General features: G+C 36.7%; 21 protein-coding genes and 1 pseudogene. 15 read left to right on the top strand and 7 right to left on the bottom strand.

Annotation, left to right across the window (positions count from 1 at the left end; genetic code table 11):
- Nucleotides 1–181: 181 nt before the first annotated feature.
- Nucleotides 182–1,024 carry a helix-turn-helix domain-containing protein gene (locus OMO38_RS00480; RefSeq protein WP_264748286.1) on the bottom strand — a complete coding sequence of 281 codons (843 nt, stop codon included), beginning with the start codon at nucleotides 1,022–1,024 and terminating at the stop codon, nucleotides 182–184.
- 372 nt (nucleotides 1,025–1,396) lie between these two features.
- Here OMO38_RS00480 and OMO38_RS00475 point away from each other — a divergent pair, with 372 nt between their 5' ends.
- The gene (locus OMO38_RS00475) at nucleotides 1,397–4,093 is read left to right on the top strand and encodes a PAS domain-containing protein (protein WP_264748285.1); all 2,697 of its coding nucleotides are present in this window, start codon (nucleotides 1,397–1,399) and stop codon (nucleotides 4,091–4,093) included.
- 113 nt (nucleotides 4,094–4,206) lie between these two features.
- On the opposite strand, the gene OMO38_RS00470 is transcribed toward OMO38_RS00475, so the two are convergent.
- Nucleotides 4,207–5,187 carry a manganese catalase family protein gene (locus OMO38_RS00470; RefSeq protein WP_264748284.1) on the bottom strand — a complete coding sequence of 327 codons (981 nt, stop codon included), beginning with the start codon at nucleotides 5,185–5,187 and terminating at the stop codon, nucleotides 4,207–4,209.
- A 313-nt stretch (nucleotides 5,188–5,500) separates the two neighbouring features.
- Nucleotides 5,501–6,505, bottom strand: a complete 1,005-nt coding sequence (locus OMO38_RS00465; RefSeq protein ID WP_264748283.1) for an SDR family oxidoreductase — start codon at nucleotides 6,503–6,505, stop codon at nucleotides 5,501–5,503.
- 277 nt (nucleotides 6,506–6,782) lie between these two features.
- Here OMO38_RS00465 and OMO38_RS00460 point away from each other — a divergent pair, with 277 nt between their 5' ends.
- The 13 genes and pseudogenes from OMO38_RS00460 to OMO38_RS00400 all read left to right on the top strand — a co-directional run bounded on the left by OMO38_RS00460 (nucleotide 6,783) and on the right by OMO38_RS00400 (nucleotide 20,241).
- Nucleotides 6,783–7,898 (top strand): alpha/beta hydrolase, encoded by a 1,116-nt coding sequence (locus tag OMO38_RS00460; protein WP_264748282.1) that lies wholly within the window; start codon nucleotides 6,783–6,785, stop codon nucleotides 7,896–7,898.
- A 118-nt stretch (nucleotides 7,899–8,016) separates the two neighbouring features.
- On the top strand, nucleotides 8,017–9,141 hold the full coding sequence (locus tag OMO38_RS00455) for a catalase family protein (protein WP_264748281.1): 1,125 nt from the start codon (nucleotides 8,017–8,019) through the stop codon (nucleotides 9,139–9,141).
- Nucleotides 9,142–9,511: 370 nt separating this feature from the next.
- Nucleotides 9,512–9,889, top strand: a complete 378-nt coding sequence (locus OMO38_RS00450; RefSeq protein ID WP_264748280.1) for a response regulator transcription factor — start codon at nucleotides 9,512–9,514, stop codon at nucleotides 9,887–9,889.
- 159 nt (nucleotides 9,890–10,048) lie between these two features.
- Nucleotides 10,049–10,843 carry an alpha/beta fold hydrolase gene (locus tag OMO38_RS00445; protein WP_264748279.1) on the top strand — a complete coding sequence of 265 codons (795 nt, stop codon included), beginning with the start codon at nucleotides 10,049–10,051 and terminating at the stop codon, nucleotides 10,841–10,843.
- The gene (locus OMO38_RS00440) at nucleotides 10,836–11,948 is read left to right on the top strand and encodes a PAS domain-containing sensor histidine kinase (protein WP_264748278.1); all 1,113 of its coding nucleotides are present in this window, start codon (nucleotides 10,836–10,838) and stop codon (nucleotides 11,946–11,948) included. Before OMO38_RS00445 ends, OMO38_RS00440 begins: the two co-directional genes overlap by 8 nt.
- Nucleotides 11,949–12,060: 112 nt before the next feature.
- A complete protein-coding gene (locus OMO38_RS00435; RefSeq protein ID WP_264748277.1) occupies nucleotides 12,061–12,417 on the top strand; it encodes an RNA polymerase sigma factor in 357 nt (118 codons plus the stop codon).
- A gap of 533 nt (nucleotides 12,418–12,950) precedes the next feature.
- Entirely contained in the window at nucleotides 12,951–13,448 is a 498-nt protein-coding gene (locus OMO38_RS00430) for an RNA polymerase sigma factor (protein ID WP_264748276.1), read from the top strand.
- Between the two features lie 12 nt (nucleotides 13,449–13,460).
- Nucleotides 13,461–14,264 (top strand): hypothetical protein, encoded by an 804-nt coding sequence (locus OMO38_RS00425; RefSeq protein WP_264748275.1) that lies wholly within the window; start codon nucleotides 13,461–13,463, stop codon nucleotides 14,262–14,264.
- Between the two features lie 158 nt (nucleotides 14,265–14,422).
- A complete protein-coding gene (locus tag OMO38_RS00420) occupies nucleotides 14,423–16,561 on the top strand; it encodes a M4 family metallopeptidase (RefSeq protein ID WP_264748274.1) in 2,139 nt (712 codons plus the stop codon).
- A 377-nt stretch (nucleotides 16,562–16,938) separates the two neighbouring features.
- The gene (locus OMO38_RS00415) at nucleotides 16,939–17,379 is read left to right on the top strand and encodes a hypothetical protein (RefSeq protein ID WP_264748273.1); all 441 of its coding nucleotides are present in this window, start codon (nucleotides 16,939–16,941) and stop codon (nucleotides 17,377–17,379) included.
- 15 nt (nucleotides 17,380–17,394) lie between these two features.
- Nucleotides 17,395–19,128 (top strand): annotated as a pseudogene (locus OMO38_RS00410) (RagB/SusD family nutrient uptake outer membrane protein).
- Between the two features lie 9 nt (nucleotides 19,129–19,137).
- Nucleotides 19,138–19,578: a metallophosphoesterase gene (locus OMO38_RS00405; protein ID WP_264748272.1), complete on the top strand. Its 441-nt coding sequence runs from the start codon at nucleotides 19,138–19,140 to the stop codon at nucleotides 19,576–19,578.
- 54 nt (nucleotides 19,579–19,632) lie between these two features.
- Nucleotides 19,633–20,241, top strand: coding sequence for a metallophosphoesterase family protein (locus tag OMO38_RS00400; RefSeq protein WP_264748271.1), 609 nt, complete (start codon nucleotides 19,633–19,635; stop codon nucleotides 20,239–20,241).
- A 254-nt stretch (nucleotides 20,242–20,495) separates the two neighbouring features.
- Here OMO38_RS00400 and OMO38_RS00395 read toward each other — a convergent pair whose 3' ends face one another.
- Nucleotides 20,496–21,590, bottom strand: a complete 1,095-nt coding sequence (locus tag OMO38_RS00395; protein WP_264748270.1) for an NAD(P)-dependent alcohol dehydrogenase — start codon at nucleotides 21,588–21,590, stop codon at nucleotides 20,496–20,498.
- Between the two features lie 309 nt (nucleotides 21,591–21,899).
- Nucleotides 21,900–22,730, bottom strand: coding sequence for a phosphatase PAP2 family protein (locus tag OMO38_RS00390; protein WP_264748269.1), 831 nt, complete (start codon nucleotides 22,728–22,730; stop codon nucleotides 21,900–21,902).
- Nucleotides 22,731–23,000: 270 nt separating this feature from the next.
- Between OMO38_RS00390 and OMO38_RS00385 the strand changes: the two genes are divergently transcribed.
- Nucleotides 23,001–23,480 carry a hypothetical protein gene (locus OMO38_RS00385; protein WP_264748268.1) on the top strand — a complete coding sequence of 160 codons (480 nt, stop codon included), beginning with the start codon at nucleotides 23,001–23,003 and terminating at the stop codon, nucleotides 23,478–23,480.
- A gap of 67 nt (nucleotides 23,481–23,547) precedes the next feature.
- Here the strand turns inward: OMO38_RS00385 and OMO38_RS00380 are convergent, their stop codons facing one another.
- Nucleotides 23,548–24,936 (bottom strand): DASH family cryptochrome, encoded by a 1,389-nt coding sequence (locus OMO38_RS00380; protein ID WP_264748267.1) that lies wholly within the window; start codon nucleotides 24,934–24,936, stop codon nucleotides 23,548–23,550.
- 378 nt (nucleotides 24,937–25,314) lie between these two features.
- Entirely contained in the window at nucleotides 25,315–25,944 is a 630-nt protein-coding gene (locus OMO38_RS00375) for a nitroreductase family protein (protein ID WP_264748266.1), read from the bottom strand.
- Between the last annotated feature and the right edge of the window lie 55 nt (nucleotides 25,945–25,999).

Below are 25,999 nucleotides of genomic sequence, written 5' to 3'. Positions count from 1 at the left end.
TTTTTTGAATAGAATAAGTACGTTTAGAAAATGAAACTTCCAAAATATGGGTGGAGATTAAAAATGGTATCAAAAACTTTTGTGCTGTGACTTATCTTGTAAACCATGATGATATGTTGCCCAGAAGTTGCGGAATTAAACTGGTTTTAAAAGCTGAAAGAATTCGTGTAGGAAATATCCACTATCCAAACATCCGTAATTCAGTAGGATTTTTACCCGTATGTTTTCTTAAAAAGTTTGTAAAATTACTTTCACTGCTGAAACCGAACTCAAATGAGACTTCAGAAATTGTCAGGTTTGAGTGAGTCAGAGCGATCACGCATTCATTACAAAATTTCTGAATAATCATTTGCTTGGCAGTCTGCCCGTAAAGTTCTTTAACAATATTTGTAAGCTTTCTTTCTGATACAAAAAGTTTTGATGCATAGTAAGAGACCGTCCGATGAATCCTGACGTCTTTTTGTAAAAGCGTTTTAAAACTATTGCCAATTGACAGCATACTTATAGCATCTCCTTCTTTCTCATTAGCAGGACGGATATACCTTAGAGCATCCATCAGTAAACCCTCAATAATACTGTGTGCAACAGTTAGATATAAATCCTGACTGGAATCCTTAAAATATTTTAATCTATCAGTCATTTGTAATTTGATGTATTCTTCGGTACCAAAATAAGGGATTGTATGAACGTGGCTATCAGTACTAAAAAACACTTCAGAATTTAAGAACAGGCTGTCTTTCTTCGACTTTTCATAAAATAACGGGGTAAAAACAATCACATAAATATCTGAATGAACAGGCTTTATAAATTCCACGGTTCTAAACGGGCTTAAAAATACAGCCTGACCGCCGGTCACAGACACTATTTTTCCGTCAACTTTTAACTCGTAATCATTTAGAAATAAGTAGATACAAAAATACTCCAATGTATTAAATTTCAACAATTTATCATTCCGGTCTATGGCATTCTGTAAAAGATCGATATTAAATCCGAGCTCTTTTAATTGTGTTGATAAATTATACATTAAAGTTTAAACTTTTTACAAAAATTTTAAGCCCACTGCTTTTAATTGGATAAAAAACATATTGAAGAACGCAAAATTACTAAATCAAATGATCAAATGTGCAAAATCTTTAACAATGCTTTTCAGTTCAAAATTTATTCTGCTATAAAAGCTTTTACATCATCAATAAATTCTACTACATTTGAAGCATTTCCATATTCTGAAATCTTTCTGATTTCTTAGTTATCGATCTTAAAATCTGATCAATTTCAATTGATAAAATTCTATAATCATCCTTTTCTAATGCATTAATTTCTTCAATCTCATAAGTAGCAAAATACCCCTATCAATAAATTTAGATCTTTATTATATCTTAGCACTTTCTTACTAACTATGAACACAATTGATACCCCGATATTAGATACATTTATAGAATCATCCCCTTTTGGAATCTGCATCATAAATGCCGAATCACAGCTTGTGGAAATGACTAATGATAAGTACAGTAATTTGTTTGGAGAAATTAGAGAGTCATGGCTGGGAAAGTCAGTAGACGAACTGACTGAGATGGGTCATCCAATAGACAAAAAAGTAATATTAAATGTTGTTGGTACTAATACGACTTTCAATGCTCAGGGGCTGAAATTAAAAGTTAATCACCATGGCAAAGAAGAGCAAATCGACATCTCATTAACATACTCACCCATTACAAACCCTGACGGTTCGGTAACTAAAGTAACCATTTGGGCAGTTGAAAATAATGCGCGTACAATTGAGCTTCAAAATGTTGCTACAGAAAAGCAGAATTTAAATGTTGAACGTCAGCGTTCGTACGAATTACTTCATGAAATTCCCGCAGGTATAGCGATATTATCCGGTAAAGATTTAGTTTTCGAACTGATTAATCCATTATATCAGGATTTAGTACCTGGAAGAACATTATTGGGTAAACCAATTTTGGAAGCATTGCCTGAATTAGTAGGGTCAGAAGTAGAAAAATCATTAAGGAAAGTATATCAGGAAGGAAAACCGTTAAGTTTCAGTAATGACCAGGTTAGACTTTCCAACTCAGTATCAGAAGAGTTAGAAGACCGTTATTTTACTTACCGGCTCCTACCAAGATTTAATTCTGAAGGATCAGTGGACGGTATTTTTATATTTACTTTTGAAGTCACTCAGCTTCTTGACAGTAAAGTAAATTTAGAAAGAACAAGTAATAATCTCAATCAGATTATTAACATGCTTCCTGCATCAGTTGTTATTATAAGATACGATAATCTTATCGTGGAGATGATTAATGACGCCAATCTGGCCTACTGGAAAAAGACCAGAGAAGAAGTAATCGGAAAACCTTTTCTGGAAATCCTACCCGACCTGGCAGATCAGCCATTTGCTGGTCAGCTCAGAAAAGTTATGGAAACCGGCGAAATCATTGACGTCAAAGAAAGCCCGGTACTTTTTACAGAATCTGATGGAACCATTAGGGAAACTTTTGTTGATTACACTTATCAACCTTTAACAGGATTAGACGGTAAGCGTGATGGTGTTTTGGTAATGTCTTTTGAAATTACAGACAGAGTTAATGCCCGTAAACAGATGCAGCTGTATGCCGATCAGCTTTTATACGCAAACGATCAGTTATCGATGCTTTATAACAGGCTTGCTAAAAGTGAGTCACGGTTCAAATTTGTTTTTCAAAAAGCTCCGGTTGCCATTGGCCTTTTGCGGGGAAAAGATTTCATTATCGAGTCTGCCAATGAAAAGATTCTGGAGGTCTGGGGCAAAACAGAATCAATCGTAGGAATGACTTTAGCAGATGCACTTCCTGAAATTCAAGATCAACCGTTTCTTGGACTCTTAGAAGATGTATTTACAACTGGAAAGCCATTTTATGCCAATGAAATCAGAGCCATGCTTATGCATGAGAATGAATTAAAAGAGATTTTCTTTAACGTAGTTTATCAGCCCATAGCGGATGATGATGGGAATATCGCTGATATACTGGTTGTGGCTACCGATGTCTCAGAGCAGGTGAATGCACGATTATCAGTCGAAAAAAGCGAGGCTTACTTTAAGATGCTCGCCGATTTGGTTCCGGCAAAAATATCCAACGCACTTCCTACCGGTGAAGTGACTTTCTTCAATAAGCAATGGCTGGAATTTGCTGGAATGAATTTTGAAGACATGCGCGATTTCGGATATTACCAAATGATGCATCCTGACGAAATTACAGATTTTCAAGTCGGTTTATCAGAAGCAGCAGCAAATGGTAAAGCCCATGTTTCCGAAATGCGGTTCAAAAATTCTGACGGAAAATATATTTGGCATTTAAACATTGCTTCACCTATTTTGGATGAACTTGGAACGGTTACGATGTGGGTGGGCTCGACTACCGATATCCAGTGGCTGAAAGAAGAAGAGCAGAGAAAAAATGATTTTATAGGTATGGTTTCTCACGAGCTTAAGACTCCTATTACATCAGTAAACACCTATCTTCAACTACTATTACGAAAGGCAGAAAAAGCCGACGATCCGTTTTTACAGAAGGCCTATACACAATCTCTGAAACAGATTAGGCATATGACAGATATGATTAATGGATTTTTGGATGTTTCACGTTTGGAATCAGGAAAATTACATCTTGAAAAATCAGATTTTGACTTTTCTGAACTGATTGAAGAAGTCTGTATTGATTACCAACTCCAGTATTCTACGCATCATATCATTCTCAATTTCGCTGATGCGGTTACCGTTCATGCTGACCGTTTAAAGATAGCACAGGTTCTTAATAATTTAGTGGGAAATGCCGTTAAATATTCAGAAAACGGCACCAAAATTCATTTGTCCACTGAAGTAAATGACAGAAAGATAAAAGTCATCATTAAGGACGAAGGAATGGGAATCAAACCTGAAAATATTTCAAAACTTTTTGACCGTTATTACAGAGTTGAGCAACAGAGTAAAATTGCAGGATTTGGAATTGGACTTTATTTAAGTGCCGAAATAATTGAAGCGCACGATGGTAAGATCTGGGCAGAAAGCGAGTTTGGTACAGGTTCAACCTTTTACTTTGAATTACCTGTAAAATAGATTAGAAAGATGCTGCTCCGACGCATTGGTAATAATTTACATTTAAAAAAAAGCCCATAAAAACAGTTGTTTCTATGGGCTATTTTATTAAATCAATTTAGATGAATAAAGCTTTATTTCTTTTTATTGCTTTTAGTTTCATCAGTCTTTTTGCCTGGTTTAATACCGACATTCTTTTTAACTTTACCTCCTGATTCTTTAAATTCGGTAAAAGCATCAGCCAAAGCCTGCATTTCTTCGTCAAGGCCCGGTGCAAATTCCTCCGGACGTTCCGGTGCTTCGGGAATAGGGTAAGATTCACTTGGCTCTTTCATCGTGGTAAGTTCTGTACCATCATTGAAAGGTGACGGACCGCTGAAAATCTTTTCCATTAAAGAACCGTCCATACGGAAAGTGTACTGCTCTCTGTGCAGACCCAAATCCAACAATCTCTTTACTTCAGGGAACTGCGAAGAATCAAATTTTGGAACCGGAAGAACTTTACCCCAGTCTACTCCGAGAGTTTCCAATGCTTTCGCAAAAGCTGCCTGATGTGCTTCATCTCTAACAATAAGGAAAGCCACAGTTGCACGCAAAGTTTTGTTACTGCTCATTTGATAAATTCTGCACTTCTGAATTCTGCCCGTAGCCTCTACAACAAGATTATCCATTAAGTCCAGAACAAGATTTCCATGGTTGTGAACGTAGCTCCCACTCCACGGATTTCCAGCGGCATCTACCGGAAGCGCTGCCTGAGCGCCAACGATGTAGTGATGTGGATTCTGCTGGGCTTTGGCCATTTCCAAAGCTACGCCACCACCTTTACTTGGAGTTTCATATTTATCACCCTGATATCTGGGAGATCCGTCAAGCAGTTGAGAGATGGTTTTGGTAATCAGCTCTACGTGAGAAATTTCTTCTACACCCACACCCTGGATTAAATCCATGTATGGCGTTGCTTTCCCTCGGAAATTAAAACTTTGGAAAAGATACTGCATCATCGTACGCATTTCGCCGAACTGCCCTCCCAGTCCTTCCTGTAAAGCATTGGCTGCAGAAGGATCCGGTTCATCAGAAACTATTGGACTGATAAGATTTTGTGAGTGGTAAAACATAATTTTTAAATTTTATTGGTTACCGATTGATCAACTAAGACTGTGCCACAAAACCTGAATTTCAAAGCTTTAACATATTGAATATGAATGCATTCAGCGTAAAAATATTACAAAATACTTTAATTGAAATACGGTATGATCTAAGTCACAAGAATCATTTTTTTTCGATAAATTTTATCCCACCCCGAAAGATTATCTCAAGATCTGCAATGATCATTTTAGAGAAGTAAATATAATATCTTTTTTCAGCCAAATAAATGAAATTAAAAAAGACTGCCCAAAAGCAGCCTTATATTTAAAATGGATGATGAAACTAAGGTTGTCCGTTTCCACCAGCCGAACCGTAAATTTGCCCTGTTGCAAAACTTGCGTCATTGGCAGCAAGCTGTACAAATATTGAAGCAAGTTCAGCAGGTTGACCCGGTCTTCCTAACGGAGTATCTCCTCCAAATTTTTCTAAGTTTTCCTGTGTTTGTCCACCACTCACCTGTAAAGGAGTCCAAACAGGTCCCGGTGCAACACCGTTCACCCGGATGCCTTTAGGACCTAACTGTTTAGCCAGAGATTTTACATAATTTGTTGTTGCAGCTTTAGTCTGCGCATAATCATACAGATCAGCAGACGGATCATAAGCCTGAACTGAAGACAATCCGATAATACTTGAACCTGGCTTCAAATGAGGCAAAGCTGCCTTTGTGATCCAAAAAGGTGCGTAAATATTTGTTTTAATCGTCCAGTCAAATTCTTCTGTGGAGATATCAAGGATAGATTCTTTACTTTTCTGATGCCCCGCGTTGTTGACTAATATATCCAGGCCACCGAGCTGTTTTACTGCCTGATCAACCAGTTTTTTGCAAAATTCTTCACTTCTGATATCTCCCGGAATTGCAATGGCTTTTCGGCCTTCTTTTTTAATCAGCTCAATTACTTCTGCTGCATCTTCTTCTTCAGCAGGAAGATAATTGATGGCGACATCAGCACCTTCCCTCGCATATGCAATCGCAGCCGCCCTGCCTATTCCGGAATCACCTCCGGTAATTAATGCCTTTCTTCCTACCAAACGGCCGGAACCCACATACGTTTTTTCTCCGTGGTCAGGCACAGGAGTCATTTTACTACCTAAACCAGGAAATGGCTGGGACTGACGTTTAAATGGCGGTTTAAAATATTTAGTAGTAGGATCTGTAAGATCCGGAGATTTTTCATTTCTCGTTTTACCGGATTGCGACTGTGCTAAAGCAGTTGGCGCAACTGCAGCTACAGCGATTGTCGCTGCTATTTTACCAATAGCATTGCGTCTTGTTATTTGATCTTCCATAATGTAGATTTGGTGTGTTAAAAGCTTTCAAGGATACAAATGATATGCCGCTAAAAATCGGTGAAATTATATGAGAAATCTTCTCAAGCTTTTAAGAGCTTTATATTTCAAATAATCATTCAGCACCCAAAATTTAGAACTGAAATGAATATTACCTAATCTGCTCTCATTGCAATTAAATATTTTTATTTAAATGATATTGATTATATAAGTACATTATGTAATAATTATTGGCACATTATTAGATAAATTTTTTCCAATCACAAAATTATCTGATATGAACAACAAATTGATTAAATGGTCAATCGCTGCATGTGCACTGACCGTGGCAGTATCATGCTCAAAAAAAAATGAAACAGCACAGTCTGTCGATCCCAAGTCTGCAGATTCTGTAAATGTTTCTCAATTGAAACCGACAGGAGCTACACCGGAATGGGGGAAAACAATCAAACCCGAAATGCAGGCTGTTATGGAAAAACTGGCAAGCTATGGCGACAAACCCATTGAAACTCTAACTCCGGAAGAAGCCCGAAAAAATCATACACCTACCGATGCGGTTATGGATTTGGTGAAGGAAAACAATATTGCAGTTCCAGCACCTAAGGTTGATACGACAGGAGTAAATATAAATGTTGCAGGCGGTAAAATTCACGCCAGAGTTTATACACCGAAAACCGGCAAAGCATCGTACCCTATTATCGTTTACTACCATGGCGGAGGTTTCGTTATTGCAGATCTTGACGTTTACAATGCGTCGGCGCAGGGATTGGCAGAACAAACAGAGGCAGTAGTGGTATCTGTAGCTTATCGTTTAGCTCCGGAAAATAAATTTCCTACCGCACACAATGATGCTTTTGCTGCTTATGAATGGGTAGTTAAAAATGCCGCAACAATTAAAGGTGATGCTAAAAAAATCGCAGTGGTCGGTGAAAGTGCCGGAGGAAATCTTGCCGCCAACGTTTCTATAATGGCCAGAGACAAAAAGATTATGATCCCTCTACATCAGGTTCTTGTCTATCCGATTGCACAGTCTGATATGAATACTGCATCATATACGAAGTACGCGGGCGCAAAACCTCTGAACAAAGCCATGATGGAATGGTTCACAAAACATTACCTGAATAATATGAATGAAGCGAAAGATCCAAGGATTTCTCTCATAAATGCTAATTTGGCAGGACTTCCTCCAACAACGATTATCACTGCAGAAATCGATCCGCTACATGACGACGGAACGATGTTGGCTGATAAGCTTTCTGCTGCAGGAGTAAAGGTGAACAGCAAAAATTACGATGGTGTTACTCACGAATTCTACGGGATGGCCATCGTGGTACCACAGGCAAAGGAAGCTCAGGCTTATGCTGCTGAACAACTGAAAGCAGCTCTCAAATAATATTGCTAAATCTAAAATTTGAAAATATAAAAATCCCCATGATTAAATTGGGGATTTATTTTTAGAATAAGAGATAATCATTACAAGCAAATTCAACATTACCAAATCAATCTATATTATGAATCAGCAAGAAAACAATGACATTAAAAATTATGTAAGATATTCAGACGAGATCGAAGTAAAGCAACCCAACGAAGATGAAGACAGCCGCGCCGTGGTAGAATCTATGGCGAGAGTTAATAAAATAATGTTTGAGAGATATCGTCATGCCGTACGTGATGCTCATGCCAAAAATCATGGAATTCTTCGCGGAGAATTGGAAATTTATGGCAATCTACCGGAACATCTGGCTCAAGGTCTTTTTAAAGAACCGCGGAAATATCCGGTAATCATCCGGTTCTCCACTGCACCAGGAATGATAGAGCCAGACAAAAAATCTTCTCAGCGTGGAATGGCCATTAAAATTATCGGTGTGGAAGGCGAAAAGTTTTTAGACGAAGATAGAGATGCTTTAACTCAGGATTTTCTTTTAGTCAACTACCCGATCATTCCAACAGGAACAGTTAAAGATTATCTTGATCAGCAGAAAAAAGTCGAGGAATATATTAATACTCCTGAGCTTTTTCAGAGTGTTCAGGGTGCAATGCTTGTTGCGGGAAGAAAAATTAAAAATTTAATTGGAAAAGAAGAAGACCCCAATCATTTCAGCATACCCGGATCGCATATTTTGGGTGACCGCTATTTCAGTATGGCCGCAATACGGTACGGAGATTACGTGGCTAAAATTTCTATCGCTCCGAAATCGGAGAATGTTGCATCACTTCACGGGAAAGATATGGATGAAGATTTAATGAAGAGTGAACCGGAAAGTTTTCTAACCACTATTGTGAAAAACTTTTTTGAAAATCAAACTGCTGTTTACGAACTGTCTGCACAGTTGTGTACAGATCTTGAAAAAATGCCGGTAGAGGACGGTTCTGTTCAATGGATGGAAGAAGACAGTCCGTTTCAGGCAATCGCAAGTTTGACTATCAGTCCGCAAAACACGTTCAGCCCGGAACGAAGAGTGTATGGTGATGATGTTTTGAGCTTTAATCCATTCCACTGCCTTCCAGAACACAGACCGCTCGGTAATATCATGCGTGTAAGAAAGCTCGCCTATGAAACCTCATCTAAATACCGTCATCATATGAATGCAGCGCCACGGATAGAACCTAAAACCATTGATGAACTGCCTGACTGACAATGTTAAAAGCCTTTCTAAATTTAGATCAATTCCAACGCTACCAAATTTTCTTCAATTAGAATCGAAATAAAACCTGTAAATAAAGCTCCTGAAAACAAACGTTCTAAGGAGTTTTTTTATGACAATATTTTTGACTAACATAGGCCAATCGACATTTTTATCTAACGTACAATTTTATTTAAATAAAATGATTGGATTAGAAAGTATTAAGAAAGGAATATATTTTGGTTGACATTGATGATGAAGTCTGGTATTGAAGTTGATTAGTGATATGAAGATAAGGTTTAACAATTAAAAAAATTAAGAATATCGATTCGAAGTAGTTAAGGATAAACACTTCTTGGTTCTATTCTTGCTAAGTAAAAGTATGAGAAAGATATTTTTGGTCGAAGATGATCAGGCAATCAGAGAAATTCTGGAATTATTCCTAATTTCTGAAGATTATTTGGTGCAGTCATTTGCCAGTGTAAGTGAGTTTGCGGCAAGAGATCACAACATTAACCCTGATCTTTACCTTTTTGACGTCATGCTTCCTGATGGATCTGGCGTAGATTTATGCAAAGAAATTAAGTGTGATGTATCCAACGACGGTGTCCCAGTTATGATTATGAGTGCGCATGCTAAGCTAAACGAGCTAAGCAGCCTGTGCAAACCTGATGATTTTATAACGAAACCTTTCGATATTGATAATTTACTGTACAGAATAAAAAAAATTATTGATAAAGACATCCCGATGCCTATCTAAGCTACGTCTCAGACTAATATTTTCAATTCGATTTACATTTTATCTGAAGAATTATTTATTCAAACAACATATTCTAACAAATTCTACTTTCTCTTATTTAAATAAACTTGTACATACTTGATTAAGAACACCTATCTTTACTAAAAATATTCGGTTTGAATGAGTGTACTTAAAAGAAATAATGTTATTACTAAAGGTGTCGGCAACGAGGTTATGATGTTTGCACATGGTTTTGGATGTGACCAGAATATGTGGAGATTTGTATATCCAGCATTTGAAGACCGTTTTAAAATTATTCTTTTCGATCATGTGGGAGCTGGCAATTCTGATCTCTCTGCATACTCATTCGAAAAATACGACCATCTCGAAGGTTACGCCAATGATATTATTGAGATTGCTAATGAACTCAATGTTAAAGATGGCATCTTCGTAGGACATTCTGTAAGTGCCATTATGGGTATCATCGCTGCAGATAAGTCTCCTCATATTTTCAAAACGTTAATTTTGGTCAGTCCCTCTCCTTCTTACATTAATCAGGATAATTATATCGGTGGATTCAGCAAAGAAGAAATCAACGAACTTCTCGACTCGATGAATAAGAATCACTTAGGCTGGTCGATGTCTATCGCACCAATCATTATGGGAAATCCTGAAAGAGAAGAACTTTCACAGGAACTTTCCAACAGTTTCTGTAAAACCGATCCAGATATTGCGAAGCATTTCGCAAGAACTACATTTCTGACAGACAAACGTGACATTCTTAAAAATACAAAAGTTTCTGTATTAATTTTACAATGCAGCAACGATATTATCGCACCTGTGGAGGTAGGTCAGTATATGCACGATCAGATACCTGAAAGTACGCTGGTTGTGATGGATGCTACGGGACACTGTCCAAACCTGAGTGCTCCTGAAGAAACCATACAATCGATCAACAACTTTTTATATGCCTAATGAATCACTGCCTTTAGCGGATGAAGATTTCAATGATTTTTTTGAATCAGCACTTTGTGGATTTATTACAACAGATCATCATGGTATTATCGTAAGGGTCAACAGAAAGGTCGGTGAATGGCTCAACATTGATCCTGAAAAAGTGAAAGGAAAACGTTTTTCAGACATTCTCTCTGTGGGAGGCAGAATTTACTTCGAAACCCACCTGTTTCCTTTATTGAGAATGCAGCATTATTTTGATGAGGTTGCTGTTGAACTTGCGGATACTGGAAATGGGAAAATTCCCGTTTTCATTAATGGCTATGAGAAAAAAGATGAAGAAGGAAAAACACAATTTATAAGATTTACACTCTTTCGTGCTTCAGACCGCAGAATATATGAGGATAATCTTCAGGAATCTAAGCAGCTTGCAGAATCCAGTCTCTTGCTGGAGCAACAGCAGGCTGTAATACGCGAACAGTTTATTGCTGTGCTCGGACACGATCTACGGAATCCACTTGCAGGAATTATGAGCGCTTCTCAACTCTTGGCAAGAAATGAGATGAACGAAAAAGATCGGAAAATGATCAACATTGTTCAAGCCGGTTCAAAACGTATGCTTGAGATGATCAATAATATTATGGATCTTGCCCGCGGACGTCTTGGAGGAGGAATTACTATTCATCCGGAGCGTATTGATCTGGAACTTTTACTTAAAAATATCAGCGCAGAACTTTCCATCGCGTGGCCGGAACGAAATATTGAATCCAGTTTCCAAATCAGCCGACCTGTAGAATGCGATCCTGCGCGTCTATCTCAAATGGTTTCCAATCTGTTAGCCAATGCACTCACCCACGGTTCGGCTACCGATCCTGTGGTATTACACGCTGAGATTAATGGTCATGTTTGGGAAATTTCAGTGATCAACCGTGGAAAACCTATTCCTCAGTCGATATTGGATCACCTCTTCCATCCTTTTCACCGGAATTCAGATCACGCCAGCAGCAATGGACTCGGTCTGGGTTTATACATTGCTTCAGAGATTGCAAAAGCTCATCACGGTGAACTTACCGTACATTCAGATGAGGAACAGACCTGTTTCACATTCCGTGTACAGTTAGGCTAAGCATTATAAATCCTTATTTGGTTGCAAAAAGCAAAATGTAATATTAGCGTCATATTAGCGCAACACGAATTGATTACTTTTGCCAAACATTGAAATAAATGTATCCTTTGCAATGGAATATTTTGAAAAAATATATTTAGATTACAAACATCAGGTATACTTTTTTGTCAAAAAGTTTATTTCCACTACGCAAGATGTTGAAGATGTGGTGCAGGAAATTTTTGTACATCTCTGGAAACACTCTGCTTCTCTTAAAAATTCACATACTTTAGACTCCATTATCTTTAAAACCACACAACAGGAAGTTTCTAATTTTTACAGAAAGAATAAAATGCTCTTCTCTTTTTCGGATGAAAATCTGATAAAAGATGAAGCAGATAAATTTGGATTCACATTTCCGAATAGAAACAGAAGAAGGATTCTGAAACCGATTTCAGAATCTGTAATGGATCAACGGAGGGATAAGTAAAAATAATAAACGAAAATATTATTGGATGACGGCAGCAGGTACCTCTCTTCGGAATTTCATTCTTTTCTAAAAATTTTAAAATAAGAGAAACAGCAAATAATTCGTCAAAGATAGTTTTGAAAATAAGGTTTCTAAAACCTTAAGGATGTCGATCACAGCCGACTAATTTAATGAAACACCAAAAAAATAAATAATCCCTGATTTGAAGAAATTTTTGCGAGGGATTATTTTTTGTTGACGTACTGCCGTTCGAAGATTTGCGTTCGGGCTTGCAAGATATCATATCAGATTCGTAAGGCTTTTACGCGATTGAGCGTTGTTATATTAGTGTGCTCGAGTTGAATTGCTCAAAAATTGTTTTAGTGTTTGAAGCTAATTGGATGTTGGAAATTTTAATAAAAGTTATCAAAAATCAATAATTTAAAGAGATTTATTTATGGGTTTGATAACAATTCTTGCTACAGATTCAATATTCTTTCAGAATGTATGTAACATTTTGAGAATTATTATACTAACTGAAGAGTTTAGAACTCATGACGGGGAAAGAAAGAGAGTATCTCGAAAAAATCGATAAACATAAGGGGGTTATTTTTAAGATCTCCAAAATGTATATGGATAATTTTGATGATCAGAAAGATCTTTATCAGGAAATTATCTACCAGACCTGGAAGTCCTATGCTGACTTTCAGGGCAAAAGTGATTTCGCAACCTGGCTCTACCGTACTGCACTCAACACGGCTATTCTTTTTTTGAAAAGTAAAAAAAAGCGAAGTTTTATTAATAATCAAAGTTTTGAAAACATTCTGATTCAGCAGGATCAGTACAGTGATGAGGATGACCGCAATATAAAGCTGATGTATGACGCCATTCATCAGCTTTCTGTCGTTGATAAGGCTTTGATTTTCTATTTTCTTGAAGACTACAGTGGTAAACAGATTGCTGAGCAGTTGGGAGTTTCTGAGGTCAACGCACGCGTAAAGCTGAACCGGGCAAAAGCCAAATTAAAAAATTTAATAGCGAAGAAAAAATAAAAACAGAAAAATATGGAAATAGATAATTTAAAGGAATTTTGGAATAAAGATCAGGAAGCTCTTCCAGAAGTTCCTCTGGAAAAGCAGGATGAAATTTTTTCTCCTCTGGAAATGATCAGAATTAACATGAAGACCGAATTCTGGCTTTTAATCATCACCTTACCAAGCCTCTTGTATGGTTTTCCTTTCGACAATACCAACGTTAATATTACAAGGATTGCTGCTTTTGAGGTTTTTTTGACCATAGGTTTCATGACTTATTTTTACACCCGCTTTATCAAGCTTTACAGAATGTTGAGAACCACGGGAATCAATACCAATTATGATCTTTTCAATATGAAAACCCAACTTCTGGTAAGTAAGGAAATTTATATTTCTTACTATATCTCCTATATTCCTTTAGCATTTTTAATCAGCCTTATCAATGTTAATTTTCATTTGGACAATGTATATTACATCACTGTTTTTGGTTTCAGTTTTTTGCTTTCAGTTCTTGTTGTTTTTATCATGATTCGATTTTGGATACACTATATGTACGGAAGACATATTTCTGAACTTGTTTCGGTAATAGATGAACTCAACGGTATTGCAGTACAATCTTATGCTAGTGAAAAGAAGTCTTGGTTTGAGAGATCACAATTATATTTAAAATCGAAATTTGGGCTCAAAGGGCATATTTTAAATACAATTCTATGGTTTATCTCATCTTATATTCTGCTAACTGTAGCTTTGTGCTTGGTGATCGTGATTGCTGTTGTCATCGGAATAAAACTGGATTATATTGACAAACATCTTTTATTAAAAGTTCTTGAATAAACGTGTGATAACTGATTATAATTATAATCAGTAGTTAAATACATAGATAGTACAAACCATTTGACTACATAAATAGATTTATTTTAAATATATTTCAATAAAAGATGTAACATTTTTGAATATTTAATACTAACTGTAGAAAATAAATCAAAATATCTATGAAAAAAACACTTATCATTTCAAAAGCATTGGCTGTTTTATTTTTGGCGGCAGTAAGCACAGAAACTTTATCTGCTCAAAATAATAAGGAAAATACCAATCACTCATCTCCAAATTTACCGGCAATACAGAAAACTTCTGACCTGGGCGTTTTTTATTCTGATTTTTCGGAAAGCAGTTTGTCTGAATCAACCCTGATTTCTTCTTTAGGAAAATGGCTTGGCGGAGGTAAATATGATACTTTTAAGGTTGAAAAAACCTGGAAAGATGAATTGGGAATAAAGAAAACCATTTATCAGCATTTCTACAAAGATATAAAAGTGCAGAGCGATATTATTGTAGTGCATGAGAGAGATGGAAAAGTTTTATTCGTCAACGGAGAATTTGTGAAAATTGATCAAATTTTCATTCACAATCCAGTTTCATCTCAGGAACTCAAAAACATTATTGCTTCAGATAATAGAACTGATTCTGAAAACCTTACACTTTCTATTATTGAGAACGTCATTTCTAAAAAGATTGATTCAGGAAAATTACAGCTTAATAACAGTACGATGGTTTCTGCATATTCTTCAGTAAAGCCTATTTTCTCCAAAATATACTATATTGATAATATAACCAAGCAAATATTTAACAGCAATACTCTTATTCACAGCGACCATATTGGTAATATTGACAGTCATAAACTAATTCATACGTATAACTGTAATTTAAATCTTGTACCTCAGAAAAGTCAATTTTCGTTACTTATTGATACTCCAGGAACAAGCACTACCTATTATAAAGGAAACCAGCCTGTGGTGGTTGATTCAAACAATGGCGAATACAGACTGAAGCACAATGCAAGAAAAGTATGGACGATGGATGCGACTAACTGGGGAACCACCACAGGATGGGCAGTTACCAATGATGGATATGTGGTAAGAACTACAGGATCAGGATCTTCTGCTATACCTTATATTGCAGAATATAGTAATACAATACCTAATTATACAGCCAATGGTACAAAAGCTGCCGTAGAGGTGCACTGGTCTATACAGAAATCAAATGATTATTATTCTGATATTCATAACCGTAATAATTTTGATGGAAACGGTACTCCAATCGCCTGCTACTACAATGTAGATTTCAGTACAATCAATACAGGTGTGCCAGCAGGATATGGCGCCAATGCTACTGCAATAACGCTTGCAGGTGGAAATAATAATTACTATGCCATGGCATTCGGTAATGGACAGGGAACTTCCCTGTCTCTGAATCCATTCGTAGGAATTGATGTAGGAGGTCACGAATATTCTCACCTTGTTGTAACCACAAACGGAACAGGTGGTTTGACTTACCAAGGTGAATCCGGAGCGTTGAATGAAGCTTTTGCCGATATACTAGGAACATCAATAGAATTTTATTCTGCGCCAGCGCAAGCCAATTGGACTATTGGTGAAGGTTTGACAAATTTTGCGCCAGGCTTTCTAAGAAGTATGTCTAATCCGGAAACCAGCCCACCAAGTTTAAATGGAGGTGCTCCTCAACCAAATATCTATGGTGGTGCAAACTGGGCTCCAACAGGAGCAAACGCTCCAGACAACGGAGGTGTACACATCAACAGTGGCGTTGCCAACAAGTGGTTCTACCTTTTGTCTGCAGGTGGAACTCATAATAACAAAACCGTAACAGGTCTTACCATTCAGAAGGCTGAGAAAATTGCCTACAAAACCCTAACAGGTGGATATTTAACCAATAATTCTAATTTCGTTGCAGTTTACAATGCGTCAAAACAGGCGGCTGTTGTACTGTATGGCGCTGGTTCCAATGAAGTGCAACAGGTAGAAAATGCCTGGTGTGCAGTGGGTGTTGGAAACTGTCTGACACTTGCGGTAAATGAAAGTAGTCTTTTCCAGTCTGAAAACATTAAGACTTACCCAAATCCTGTTACCAACGGTCAGTTTACAATAGATTATGTAATGAAAGGTAATGCGGAATACGAAATCTATGATCTTTCAGGTAAGCTGGTAAGCACAAAACAAAAACTTGAGAGAGGAAAGAACAATGTGACTTTATCTGGCGTTGATGCAGGTGTTTATTTAGTGAAAATCAGTGGAGAAGGAACAAGTGTGACAAAGAAAATTATAGTGAAGTAGACCTACTTTGTGATATGATAAAGTTCCGGCAGAAGATCTGCCGGAACTTTTTTTTTTCTTACAGATCAATGATTTTACAGAAATTTTTCATGATGACTGTGATTATCAAACAAAAGCAGCTTTACAAAGTTTTCAACTGCAGAAATTAAGAATTCTATTCCCTATTAAAATGTTTTTTATGCTTCATTTTCTCATAACTGGCGAATATTCTGTTCCACATTAAAAACGAACGGAGATAAAATTTTAATATGGTTCTGATAATAGTATCCAATCATAAATGTTGCAATTGCAGGAAGAGAAAAATGAACCCCCTATTACCAAGATACACTTACGGTTTTAATATGGGTTTATATTATAAAGGCTTCAGGTTATAAGCTTTGATACAGGGTGTCGGAAAAGTTGACGGCTATCTGGATGCACATTATGTGATTCCCGCAGTCAACTCCAGTGCTGTGAAACCTTGGCAACTTGATTACTGGACACCTGAAAATACCGATGCTGAATTCCCACGTGTTTCGCTCACTTCCACAAACAATACGCAAAACTCCACCAAGTGGATGAGAAGTGCAGCTTATATGCGTCTTAAAAATCTTCAGATTGGATATGAAATACCCAAGTCTTTTACAGAAAATACATTTCTGCAAAGTATTTACCTCTACCTCAACGGACAAAATTTATTGACTTTCACTGATTTTTATGAAGGGTATGATCCGGAGATCAATTACAATCTCGGAAGTACTGACGGCGTTGCGCTTGGAGGCGGAAATTATTATCCACAGGTAAAAACAATTTCTTTTGGAATTGATGTTAAATTTTAATAAAAAAAAAAAAAAATGAAAAACTTTTTAAAAATATATTTATTTGCCATACTCACTTCGTGCTCAAGTGCCGATATGGATCTGGAACCGCTGAACGGGCCAACATCAGGTAGCTTCCCTGCATCGTATGAGGAAGGAAAAATGGGTCTTTTCGCTGCATACAGAAACTTAAGTACAATCGATGCTGCGAGCACTCCAATCTGGCACGTGATGGATAATATTACAGATATAGGATACGCAAGACCGGGAACCAATTATACATCACCCATCACAAGTTCTATCACTACAACGAATGCATTAACCATTAAGCCATGGGAAATTCATTATAAAACCATTGCAAGATGTCACGCAGTACTCGATAAAATTGATGAAATACCGGGACTTACCGCAAGTCAAAAATCAGAACTGGGTTCAGAATTGAGATTCGTCCGTGCTTATGCCTATTCTCAGCTTATCGAACTTTATGGAGACGTTCCGTTAATAAAATCAGCAGTTACTTTAAGCAATGCTAATGTCGCAAGGACTCCGATTGCAGAAATTCAGCAGTTTATTATTGCAGAACTTGGCGCTGTTGCACCTCAGCTTCCTGTATCACAATCGCAGTTTGGAAATGTGCGCGCCTCCCGTATCGCCGCATTAATGTTAAAAGCCAGAATTGAACTTTACTCGAAACAATATACAGCAGCAGCGGTTACCTCGAAACAGGCATTGGATGCTGCAGCAGGTATTTACAGTTTGACACCTTTTAATGCATCAGTCAATTTTACAGGTAAAAGCCATACAGATGGAGAACCTGATCCGAGTAATATTTTTGGACACAATGGATTTTCAACGAGCAAAGAATGGATCTGGGTGGCAGAATTCAATATGAATGTTCCCGGGTATCTTCATAATCAGCAGTATTATGCAGCATCCCGTTTAGGTAAGGGTGTCTGTTATTGGGGACCTACTCAAAATCTTATCGATTCTTATGAAATGACCGACGGCCTCAGCATTCTGGATTCCCCACTTTATGACAATGCAAATCCTTTCAAAAACAGAGATCCACGGTTGGATATGTATGCAGTACGTCCTCATTCAAGATATTTGGGATATCAGTTTGAGCCTCACGCTTCTTTCACAAAAGTGAATAACTATTGGACGGCCGGAGCTCCGGCCCAAGTTAACAATGCTGATGCAACCAATGCTTACCGATCTTTCAGTGGTTATCTCTGGAGAAAAACAGTTGATATTTCAGATTTTAATACGACATCAGTAAGTGGAAATTCAGATTTAAATGTGGGGATCTTCAGATTATCAGAACTAATGCTGATTTATGCAGAAGCAAAAATTGAAGCTAACCAATTGGATAATTCTGTTTATGATATGATTAATCAGATTAGAACACGTGCTAAAATGCCTGTTTTACCAACGGGAATGTCACAGGCTCAGCTGAGAAAAGCGCTTCGGTATGAAAGAAAAGTGGAATTGGCTAATGACGGATTAAGATGGTACGATATCAGACGTTGGGGAATTGCCAATAATGTAATGAATGGATATCTGTACTTGAACCGTAATGCAAACAACTGGAACAAATCGGTGGTTACCGGTTTTGATGAAAGTGCAAACCCTATTTATAATCATTCGCAGGCTTCAGCATCTTTTTCAACTCAATAGGTTGTTTACACTATTAATAAAGATGAATACTGGCCAATTCCACAATCTGAAATGGATGCAAACCCATTATTAAAACAAAATCCCGGATATTAATTCTAAATAATGAAAAAGTACATATCGATATTGCTGCTGCTGGTGTCTCCAATAGTTTTCGCACAGGAAAAATTTCAGACTCAAAAATTAGATAACGAAAAATCCTGGAGCGTCATTCTCATCCCGGACACCCAAAACTACGTAAAATGGAACAGAAACCAACCTGTTTTGGATCTGATGGTAAGATGGATCGAGGATAATATTTCTAACCTCAACATTAAAATGGTTTGTCAGGTTGGAGATTTAGTGGAACATAACGATATTCTGAACCAGGGCTACGACGGTGATCAGAGTGCAGATGACCAATGGAAGTCTGTGCAGTCAATTCTCCGGAGACTGAATGGAAAAGTGCCGTATGTAGCTGCTACTGGAAACCATGATTTCAGTATTAATGAAGAAGGCAGAAGGTTTTCCCGCTACAATGAGTTTTTTCCTTCTAATTTTAATTAATTAAATCAGAAATATCTAGCACAGAACTTTTATAATGACGCTGGTGCACCAAGTATGGAAAACTCAGTTCTGGAACTTAAAGGATTAAATGGGCAGGATTATTTATTTCTCAGCCTTGAATTTGCACCGAGAAATAAAACGTTAGAATGGGCGAAAAAAGTATTGGAAATGCCTCAATATAAAAATCACCAGTCAATTCTGATTACGCATGCATTTCTTAATAATAAAGATAAAAGAACAGATAAGGCCAATTCATGGTTTATGTATGAGCCATTTCTTGTTGACAATATTCCACAGAAGTCAAAATCAATTGAGCTTCCGGAATCAAATAACGGAGAACAGATTTGGCAAAAACTCATACAGCCATCTCAAAATCTTCAACTGGTACTGAGTGGTCATATTTCAGGAGAAGGTTTCCGTGTTGACCAAAACAGTTATGGGAAAAATGTGAACCAGATGCTATTTGATATGCAGAGTGAAGGTGGCGGACACCGTGATGGCAACGGTGGTGATGGATGGTTAAGAATCTTAGAATTCTATCCTGACCATAAAACCGTAAAAGTAAAAACCTATTCGCCTCTCTTCGGCGTTTCACCAACCACTCAAAAATATGCCTATAAAAAAGATCTGAGAAACGAATTTGTTTTTAAGCTTGCAGAATAACATAAAGATCTAATCATAAAGAAGGAGACACTTTTATATAAGCTGTCTCCTTTTTTATTTATTCAAGTTACTTAATAATATTTTTTAAAAAATAAATTTTGAATGTATTCAATGTCATTAAATGCTATTAAAAAAACAAAGGTTACGTCTGCTAATGATCTTTATCAGCAGGAATATTAATTTTACAGGCCACTTAAAAACAAAAAGTGCACATTTCAGTATATGCACTTTATTATTTTTTTAAAAAAAGTCAATTATTTGGCCATATCAATGACATAGCGAAAACGGACATCTTCATTTTTTATCTGATCAAAAGCATCGTTAATATCTTCAATTTTAAGCATTTCGACTTCTGGCGCAATACCATGTTCTGCGCAGAAATCCAGAACTTCCTGAGTTTCTTTGATACCTCCGATTAATGATCCTCCAACCGATCTGTTGAATTTGGCAACCTCCATATTATTGAGTGGTTTATCATACTCTCCCAAAAGTCCGACAGTAACTAAAGAACCTTTAACTGCTAACAGAGGAACATATAGATTAATATCAAATGCGGTCGGAATTGTGATCAGAATAAAATCAAAAGCCAGCTCATGGGCTTCCATGTCTTTTTTATCATTTGAAATAATAACCTGATGAGCACCCAACTTCAGCGCTTCATCACGTTTTTCTTCCTTCGTCGTAATCGCAGTAACATCTGCACCCATCGCTTTTGCAATCTGTACGCCCATGTGGCCAAGACCACCGATACCTACAATTGCAACCTTAGAACCTTCCTTAATGCCGGCATTTTTAAGCGGACTGTACGTGGTAATCCCTGCACAAAGTATTGGCGCAGCACTTGACAGCTCAAGTTTTTCAGGAAGTGTCAGTAAAAATTCTTTATTGACAACAATATGACTGGAATAGCCACCAAATGTATTATAATCAGATTCGGGATCATTAAAATACCCGTTGTAAGTCATTGTAGCACCATATTCTCCCAAACAAAGCTGTTCTTCACCATTTTTACACGATTCACAGGTTTGGCAGCTGTCGATCATACATCCTACTCCTACAATCTGATCTTTTCTAAAATCTGAAACTTCAGACCCCGCTTCAACTATTTTTCCGATAATTTCATGACCGGGTACACAAGGATATCGTGTGTTTTTCCAGTCATTATTGACCTGGTGAATATCACTGTGACAAACTCCACAATAAAGAACTTCAATGAGCACTTCATCGGATTTGGGTTTCTCACGAACAACGTCCATCTCCTTTAGTTTTTTCCCGTTAATTAAATCTCCGGATGCACCGAAACCTTTCACACAGAATTGATTGTCCTTATTCACAATGCTTTTTTCCATAATGTTTACTATTTTGTAATTTGGTGTTAAATCTGAAATCTATTTCTTCAGATATCTTGACATCACAATATTCAGACCAAGAACTCGGTTCTGACAGTATCATTCTACTATTATTCTTCTCTGAACATTATTATTGATCTGTGAAGAACTAATATATTGTTGGTTTAAATAAAATGAAACAAAATAAAGCTTATGACGAAGTTTACAAGTATTAACTATAGCCTTCAGAGATACTAAAATATGTTAGCGGTCGCTGAAAATTGCAGATACCGAATATTCCGTGAGTTACCATCAAAATATTTTCTGCAACTAATTTTTTCGGAACTGGCGAATATTCTGTTTCACAGTAAAAACGAACGGAGATAAAATTTTAATATTGTTCTGATAATAGTACCCAATCATAAATGTTGCAATTGCAGGAAGAAAAAATATGAATCCCTCACTACCAAGATAATGATCTGTCAGCAGACCGGCTGAGATTAGGATCCACCCGGATACAAAATAATAATTTGCGAACTGGAAATTCCGATACTCAAATTTATTTTTGCGGTAAGGAATAATTAAAAAACTGATGTGAGCAACAATGGCACCCGTTAAAATATCAATGACATGATGCTGATAAGTAGTCAATGTAGATATTCCAACCAGAATAAGACTGATCATTAAAAAGATCCGCCATTTGGTAAGATCTCTGAACACTGACCAGAAGATAAAGGCAAACGCAATATGCAGAGATGGAGACTGGTTGAAGGGTGAGTCAAATATTTTTAAAAATAAAAAAGGAAGATTTAAAACATCATTTGATACTTCAGGTTTTGTAAACGAAAATTGTAAAGGAGTTGTAATGAAAATTATTCCTGCTGTAATAATTACAAAAAGCATTCTCCATGTCAGAATTTTCAACTGATATTTATCTCTACATGAAAAAAATACCATGCAGAAAAAAAATCCGCTTGCCATATACGGAATGATCGACAGAGGCAGAAACGGGATAAATTTTTCGAAGTCAAAAGTGAAGGATGGCAACTGATCTAAAGAAGAAGCATACCAGGTCGCTGCATTGTAAACCGTCATAAATACAACGGTACAGAGAGTCAGTGCAAACGCCTGCTGGCGGATTTTCAATTTCTTTTCAGTCATTTACTTTTTTCTTAACATAATTATTTTTTAAAATAGAAGATCTAAAAATGATGATTCAGTATCAAATTAAAAACAATCCGCTTTTTGTTCTTCAATTGTCTTGCCAATGATTTCTAATCTTCCTAAGAATTACCGTGCAGTGTTATCATAATTCGTTAGGAATATTTTTTTAAAAGAAGCTTTAACAGGTTAACTACTCCTTTTACGTTTCCAAACATAAAGCGGCAGCGATTTCTTCAGTATATTTGTCAGTACTTAAAATTTGGAGCTGTGAATAAAATTTCAATCGAAAAAGATGTATCTCAGGAGACGATCGATAATAATGAGGAGAATTTGAAAATAGCTCAGATGAACCTTTCAGATTTCAATGAAAGAATGGGTAAAGATTATGACCTAATCTGTAAATTCACAAACGGAATTCCGCGTTTCTTTTTACAGCAGGAGCTTAGATATCCTGAAAATACAAATACAATCGCAAGTCAGATAAACTGGCTTTTAACCTGGAAACGGGAAATTAATGACAGAGGCTACTTTAAAATATTTTTTAATGATATCGAAAGGGAATTTGAAAAAATTAACCGGTACCATACGCCATACATTCAGAAGGATAAAGTATACTATAAATTAGTCGAAAATTTTAAAAAGAAATATACAGATTACACCCCTTTAGGATTTCTAAATCAGGAGGATGAAAATTATGTAAAGGAGGAAATCAATAAAAAATTCCTGCAACGCATTGGCGAGCAATGATCTTCAACTGTGAAAATTGCATCTAAACAAATTAATTTTCACCCAAAACTGAATATAAAAACAGTTTTTAAACTTTGATCTTTTTAATCAAATTTATCGCTCTCTCCCACTTCGGAAAGATTTCAATCGGTTTAGGATAATCCGGAAAATCAGATTCCCAAGGAATTAACACTTCAAGATCATTGCTATCTTTTAATTCCGGAATCCACTCCCGAATAAAATCCTGTGCTTTATACTTATTCGACTGATGGATGGGATTCGTATAGTAAATTTCAAATGCCTGCATGTGCCAGTTCATCCAGTTTGAAGTGACATCGTAGTCGATCAGTTTGCTTTCAAAATATGCAGCTCCCCAAGTCCAGTCGATATTCAGATCATGAACAAAGTAGCTGGCACAGTTCACACGACCACGGTTACTCATGTAGCCTGTCTCGTTCAACTGCCGCATGTGTGCGTCCACAAAAGGAATTCCGGTCTGTCCTTCACACCATTTCCTGAAATTTTTCTTATTGTTTTCGAAAGGGATTTTTTTATTTTTGTAACCTTTGGTTTTGAAAATTTTATCTCCGAATTTCATTCCTTTGAAGGTAAAATAGTCCCGCCACACCAACTCAAAAACGAGCCACCAGGTGCTTTGATTTTTTTTCACTTTCTCTTCGTATTCTTTTACCTTTTCAAAAATTTCTCTTGCAGAAATACAGCCTAAAGCAAGATATGGAGAAAATTTCGAACTGTAATCCAATCCCTGTGACTGGTTTCTGCTCCATCGGTAGCCCGTTAAAAGTTCAGATTTAAAAGTATAATACTGAAGTCTTTTTAATGCTTGGGTTTCTCCGCCTTCCAATAGAGGTTCTGCGGCATCATATTCTTTTTTGGTAAAATCAAACTTTGTACAGGATGGGAATTTTGTGCTTTTCACTTTTTTCACGCTCTTCAATTTGGTCGGTGCTTTAATAACTTCTCTTGGCTCCGATTCATTTCCTGCTGGAATTCGGTATGCTTTACTCGACAGAGGAATTTTTGAAATCGTAAAAGGAATATCGTCTTTATGATACAGCGTTTTTCCCCAATAAAAATGAAATTTAACCTTAGGCAAAATGTCCTGAATTTCTTTAATCAGATTGAGCTCTTCGCTCGCATATTCTTCCTCCGCATAAACATCTGAAATACCGTACTTCTCCACCAGTTCAGGTAAAAGCTCTGCCGCGGAATCCGAGCCTATGATCAAATGTCCACCCACCTTTTCCAAATTTCTCTGTAGATCTACCACGGACTGTTCGATAAATTTAAAACGGTTAATATCCCAGTTTTTAAATCCTAAATCCAGTTTTTTGAAATTGCTTTTTTCTAAAGCATAACAGAAAATCAGTTCATCACATTCCTGAACCGCCTTTGTCAACGCTTCGTTGTCGTGAAGTCTTAAATCATTTTTAAACCAAACCAATCCTGTTTTCATGCCAGTTTTTTTTTAATGATAACAAATTCAGAGCCTATTCATCTATAAACTGGTTTTATTTTGATGGTTTTGAAAGTTTTCCAAATTTGATACCTGACTTCGAAAAAGATTTTAATTTATCTGTATGAACACAAAGCAGTGTCAGAGAACGATGTTAAATTTAAACAGCATGAGAAACAAAACTTTGAACAGCAATTTCCGTAGATCAAATTTAAATTTACGCTCCGTTAAATCTGATTAAAACTAAAACAGACGATCAAAGAGAGTAAATAAGCCCAAATGCAATTGATCAATTAAAAAAGCCCAGACAATATCAGGGCTTTGTAATGGTTTTATTAAATTCCTGAGATATCAGGAACTTTACTCACTTGTAGAATATTAATTTATTCTTGTAGAAAATTCATCGATAGGAAGTCTTGCCTTCTTTGCTGATGCGAGATAGTCGTTCTCAGCATCACGATAACCTAATGATAAAATTACTGAAGCATGAAGCCCCTTTTCGGTCAAGCCTAAAACTTCATCAAATAAAATAGGATCAAAACCTTCCATGGGTGTTGCATCCACTTTAAGTTCCGTCGCAGCAATCAAAGCCGTTCCCAAACCGATATAAGCCTGTTTATCTGACCAGATTGCATTCTGCTCAGGTGTCTGGATAGAGAAATACTCCGTCAAACTATCCTCTAACAATTTCAGTCCTCCCTGTTCCAAATTCCGCTGCTTTTCCATCATGTCAATATATTCATTTATGTATTCATTAGTGATTTTGTTGAATCCTGCGAATACCAATAAGTGAGAAGAATCGTAGATCTGCGTATTGAATGAACCTTCACCAAGCTTTTTGCGCAGCACAGGGTTGGTGATGACAAACAGTCGGTACGGTTGTATTCCACAGGATGAAGCCGTAAGATTGACAGCTTCTACAATTTGAGCGACTTTTACCTCACTGACCTTCTCATCTGAGTATTTCTTAACAGCGTAACGCCATTTTAAATTTTTAATTAATTCCATTTTTTATTTATAAGTTGTGTGCAAAATTATCATTTCAATGTGTATATTTGTAACT

Source organism: Chryseobacterium kimseyorum, assembly GCF_025971945.1.
In the GTDB taxonomy this organism is placed as follows: Bacteria; Bacteroidota; Bacteroidia; order Flavobacteriales; family Weeksellaceae; genus Chryseobacterium; species Chryseobacterium kimseyorum.
Note: the sequence above shows the minus strand (reverse complement) of the source record. Positions and strands in the feature narration are given on the sequence as shown.

Excerpts from the sequence above, each read along its gene's own strand:
- OMO38_RS00395 (WP_264748270.1), bottom strand. The coding sequence starts at position 21,590 with ATGGAAAAAAGCATTGTGAATAAGGACAATCAATTCTGTGTGAAAGGT.
- OMO38_RS00465 (WP_264748283.1), bottom strand. The coding sequence starts at position 6,505 with ATGGAAGATCAAATAACAAGACGCAATGCTATTGGTAAAATAGCAGCG.
- OMO38_RS00375 (WP_264748266.1), bottom strand. The coding sequence starts at position 25,944 with ATGGAATTAATTAAAAATTTAAAATGGCGTTACGCTGTTAAGAAATAC.
- OMO38_RS00430 (WP_264748276.1), top strand. The coding sequence starts at position 12,951 with ATGACGGGGAAAGAAAGAGAGTATCTCGAAAAAATCGATAAACATAAG.
- OMO38_RS00455 (WP_264748281.1), top strand. The coding sequence starts at position 8,017 with ATGAATCAGCAAGAAAACAATGACATTAAAAATTATGTAAGATATTCA.
- OMO38_RS00470 (WP_264748284.1), bottom strand. The coding sequence starts at position 5,187 with ATGTTTTACCACTCACAAAATCTTATCAGTCCAATAGTTTCTGATGAA.
- OMO38_RS00420 (WP_264748274.1), top strand. The coding sequence starts at position 14,423 with ATGAAAAAAACACTTATCATTTCAAAAGCATTGGCTGTTTTATTTTTG.
- OMO38_RS00475 (WP_264748285.1), top strand. The coding sequence starts at position 1,397 with ATGAACACAATTGATACCCCGATATTAGATACATTTATAGAATCATCC.
- OMO38_RS00405 (WP_264748272.1), top strand. The coding sequence starts at position 19,138 with ATGAAAAAGTACATATCGATATTGCTGCTGCTGGTGTCTCCAATAGTT.
- OMO38_RS00480 (WP_264748286.1), bottom strand. The coding sequence starts at position 1,024 with ATGTATAATTTATCAACACAATTAAAAGAGCTCGGATTTAATATCGAT.
- OMO38_RS00425 (WP_264748275.1), top strand. The coding sequence starts at position 13,461 with ATGGAAATAGATAATTTAAAGGAATTTTGGAATAAAGATCAGGAAGCT.
- OMO38_RS00380 (WP_264748267.1), bottom strand. The coding sequence starts at position 24,936 with ATGAAAACAGGATTGGTTTGGTTTAAAAATGATTTAAGACTTCACGAC.
- OMO38_RS00445 (WP_264748279.1), top strand. The coding sequence starts at position 10,049 with ATGAGTGTACTTAAAAGAAATAATGTTATTACTAAAGGTGTCGGCAAC.
- OMO38_RS00450 (WP_264748280.1), top strand. The coding sequence starts at position 9,512 with ATGAGAAAGATATTTTTGGTCGAAGATGATCAGGCAATCAGAGAAATT.
- OMO38_RS00390 (WP_264748269.1), bottom strand. The coding sequence starts at position 22,730 with ATGACTGAAAAGAAATTGAAAATCCGCCAGCAGGCGTTTGCACTGACT.
- OMO38_RS00435 (WP_264748277.1), top strand. The coding sequence starts at position 12,061 with ATGGAATATTTTGAAAAAATATATTTAGATTACAAACATCAGGTATAC.
- OMO38_RS00400 (WP_264748271.1), top strand. The coding sequence starts at position 19,633 with ATGGAAAACTCAGTTCTGGAACTTAAAGGATTAAATGGGCAGGATTAT.
- OMO38_RS00460 (WP_264748282.1), top strand. The coding sequence starts at position 6,783 with ATGAACAACAAATTGATTAAATGGTCAATCGCTGCATGTGCACTGACC.
- OMO38_RS00440 (WP_264748278.1), top strand. The coding sequence starts at position 10,836 with ATGCCTAATGAATCACTGCCTTTAGCGGATGAAGATTTCAATGATTTT.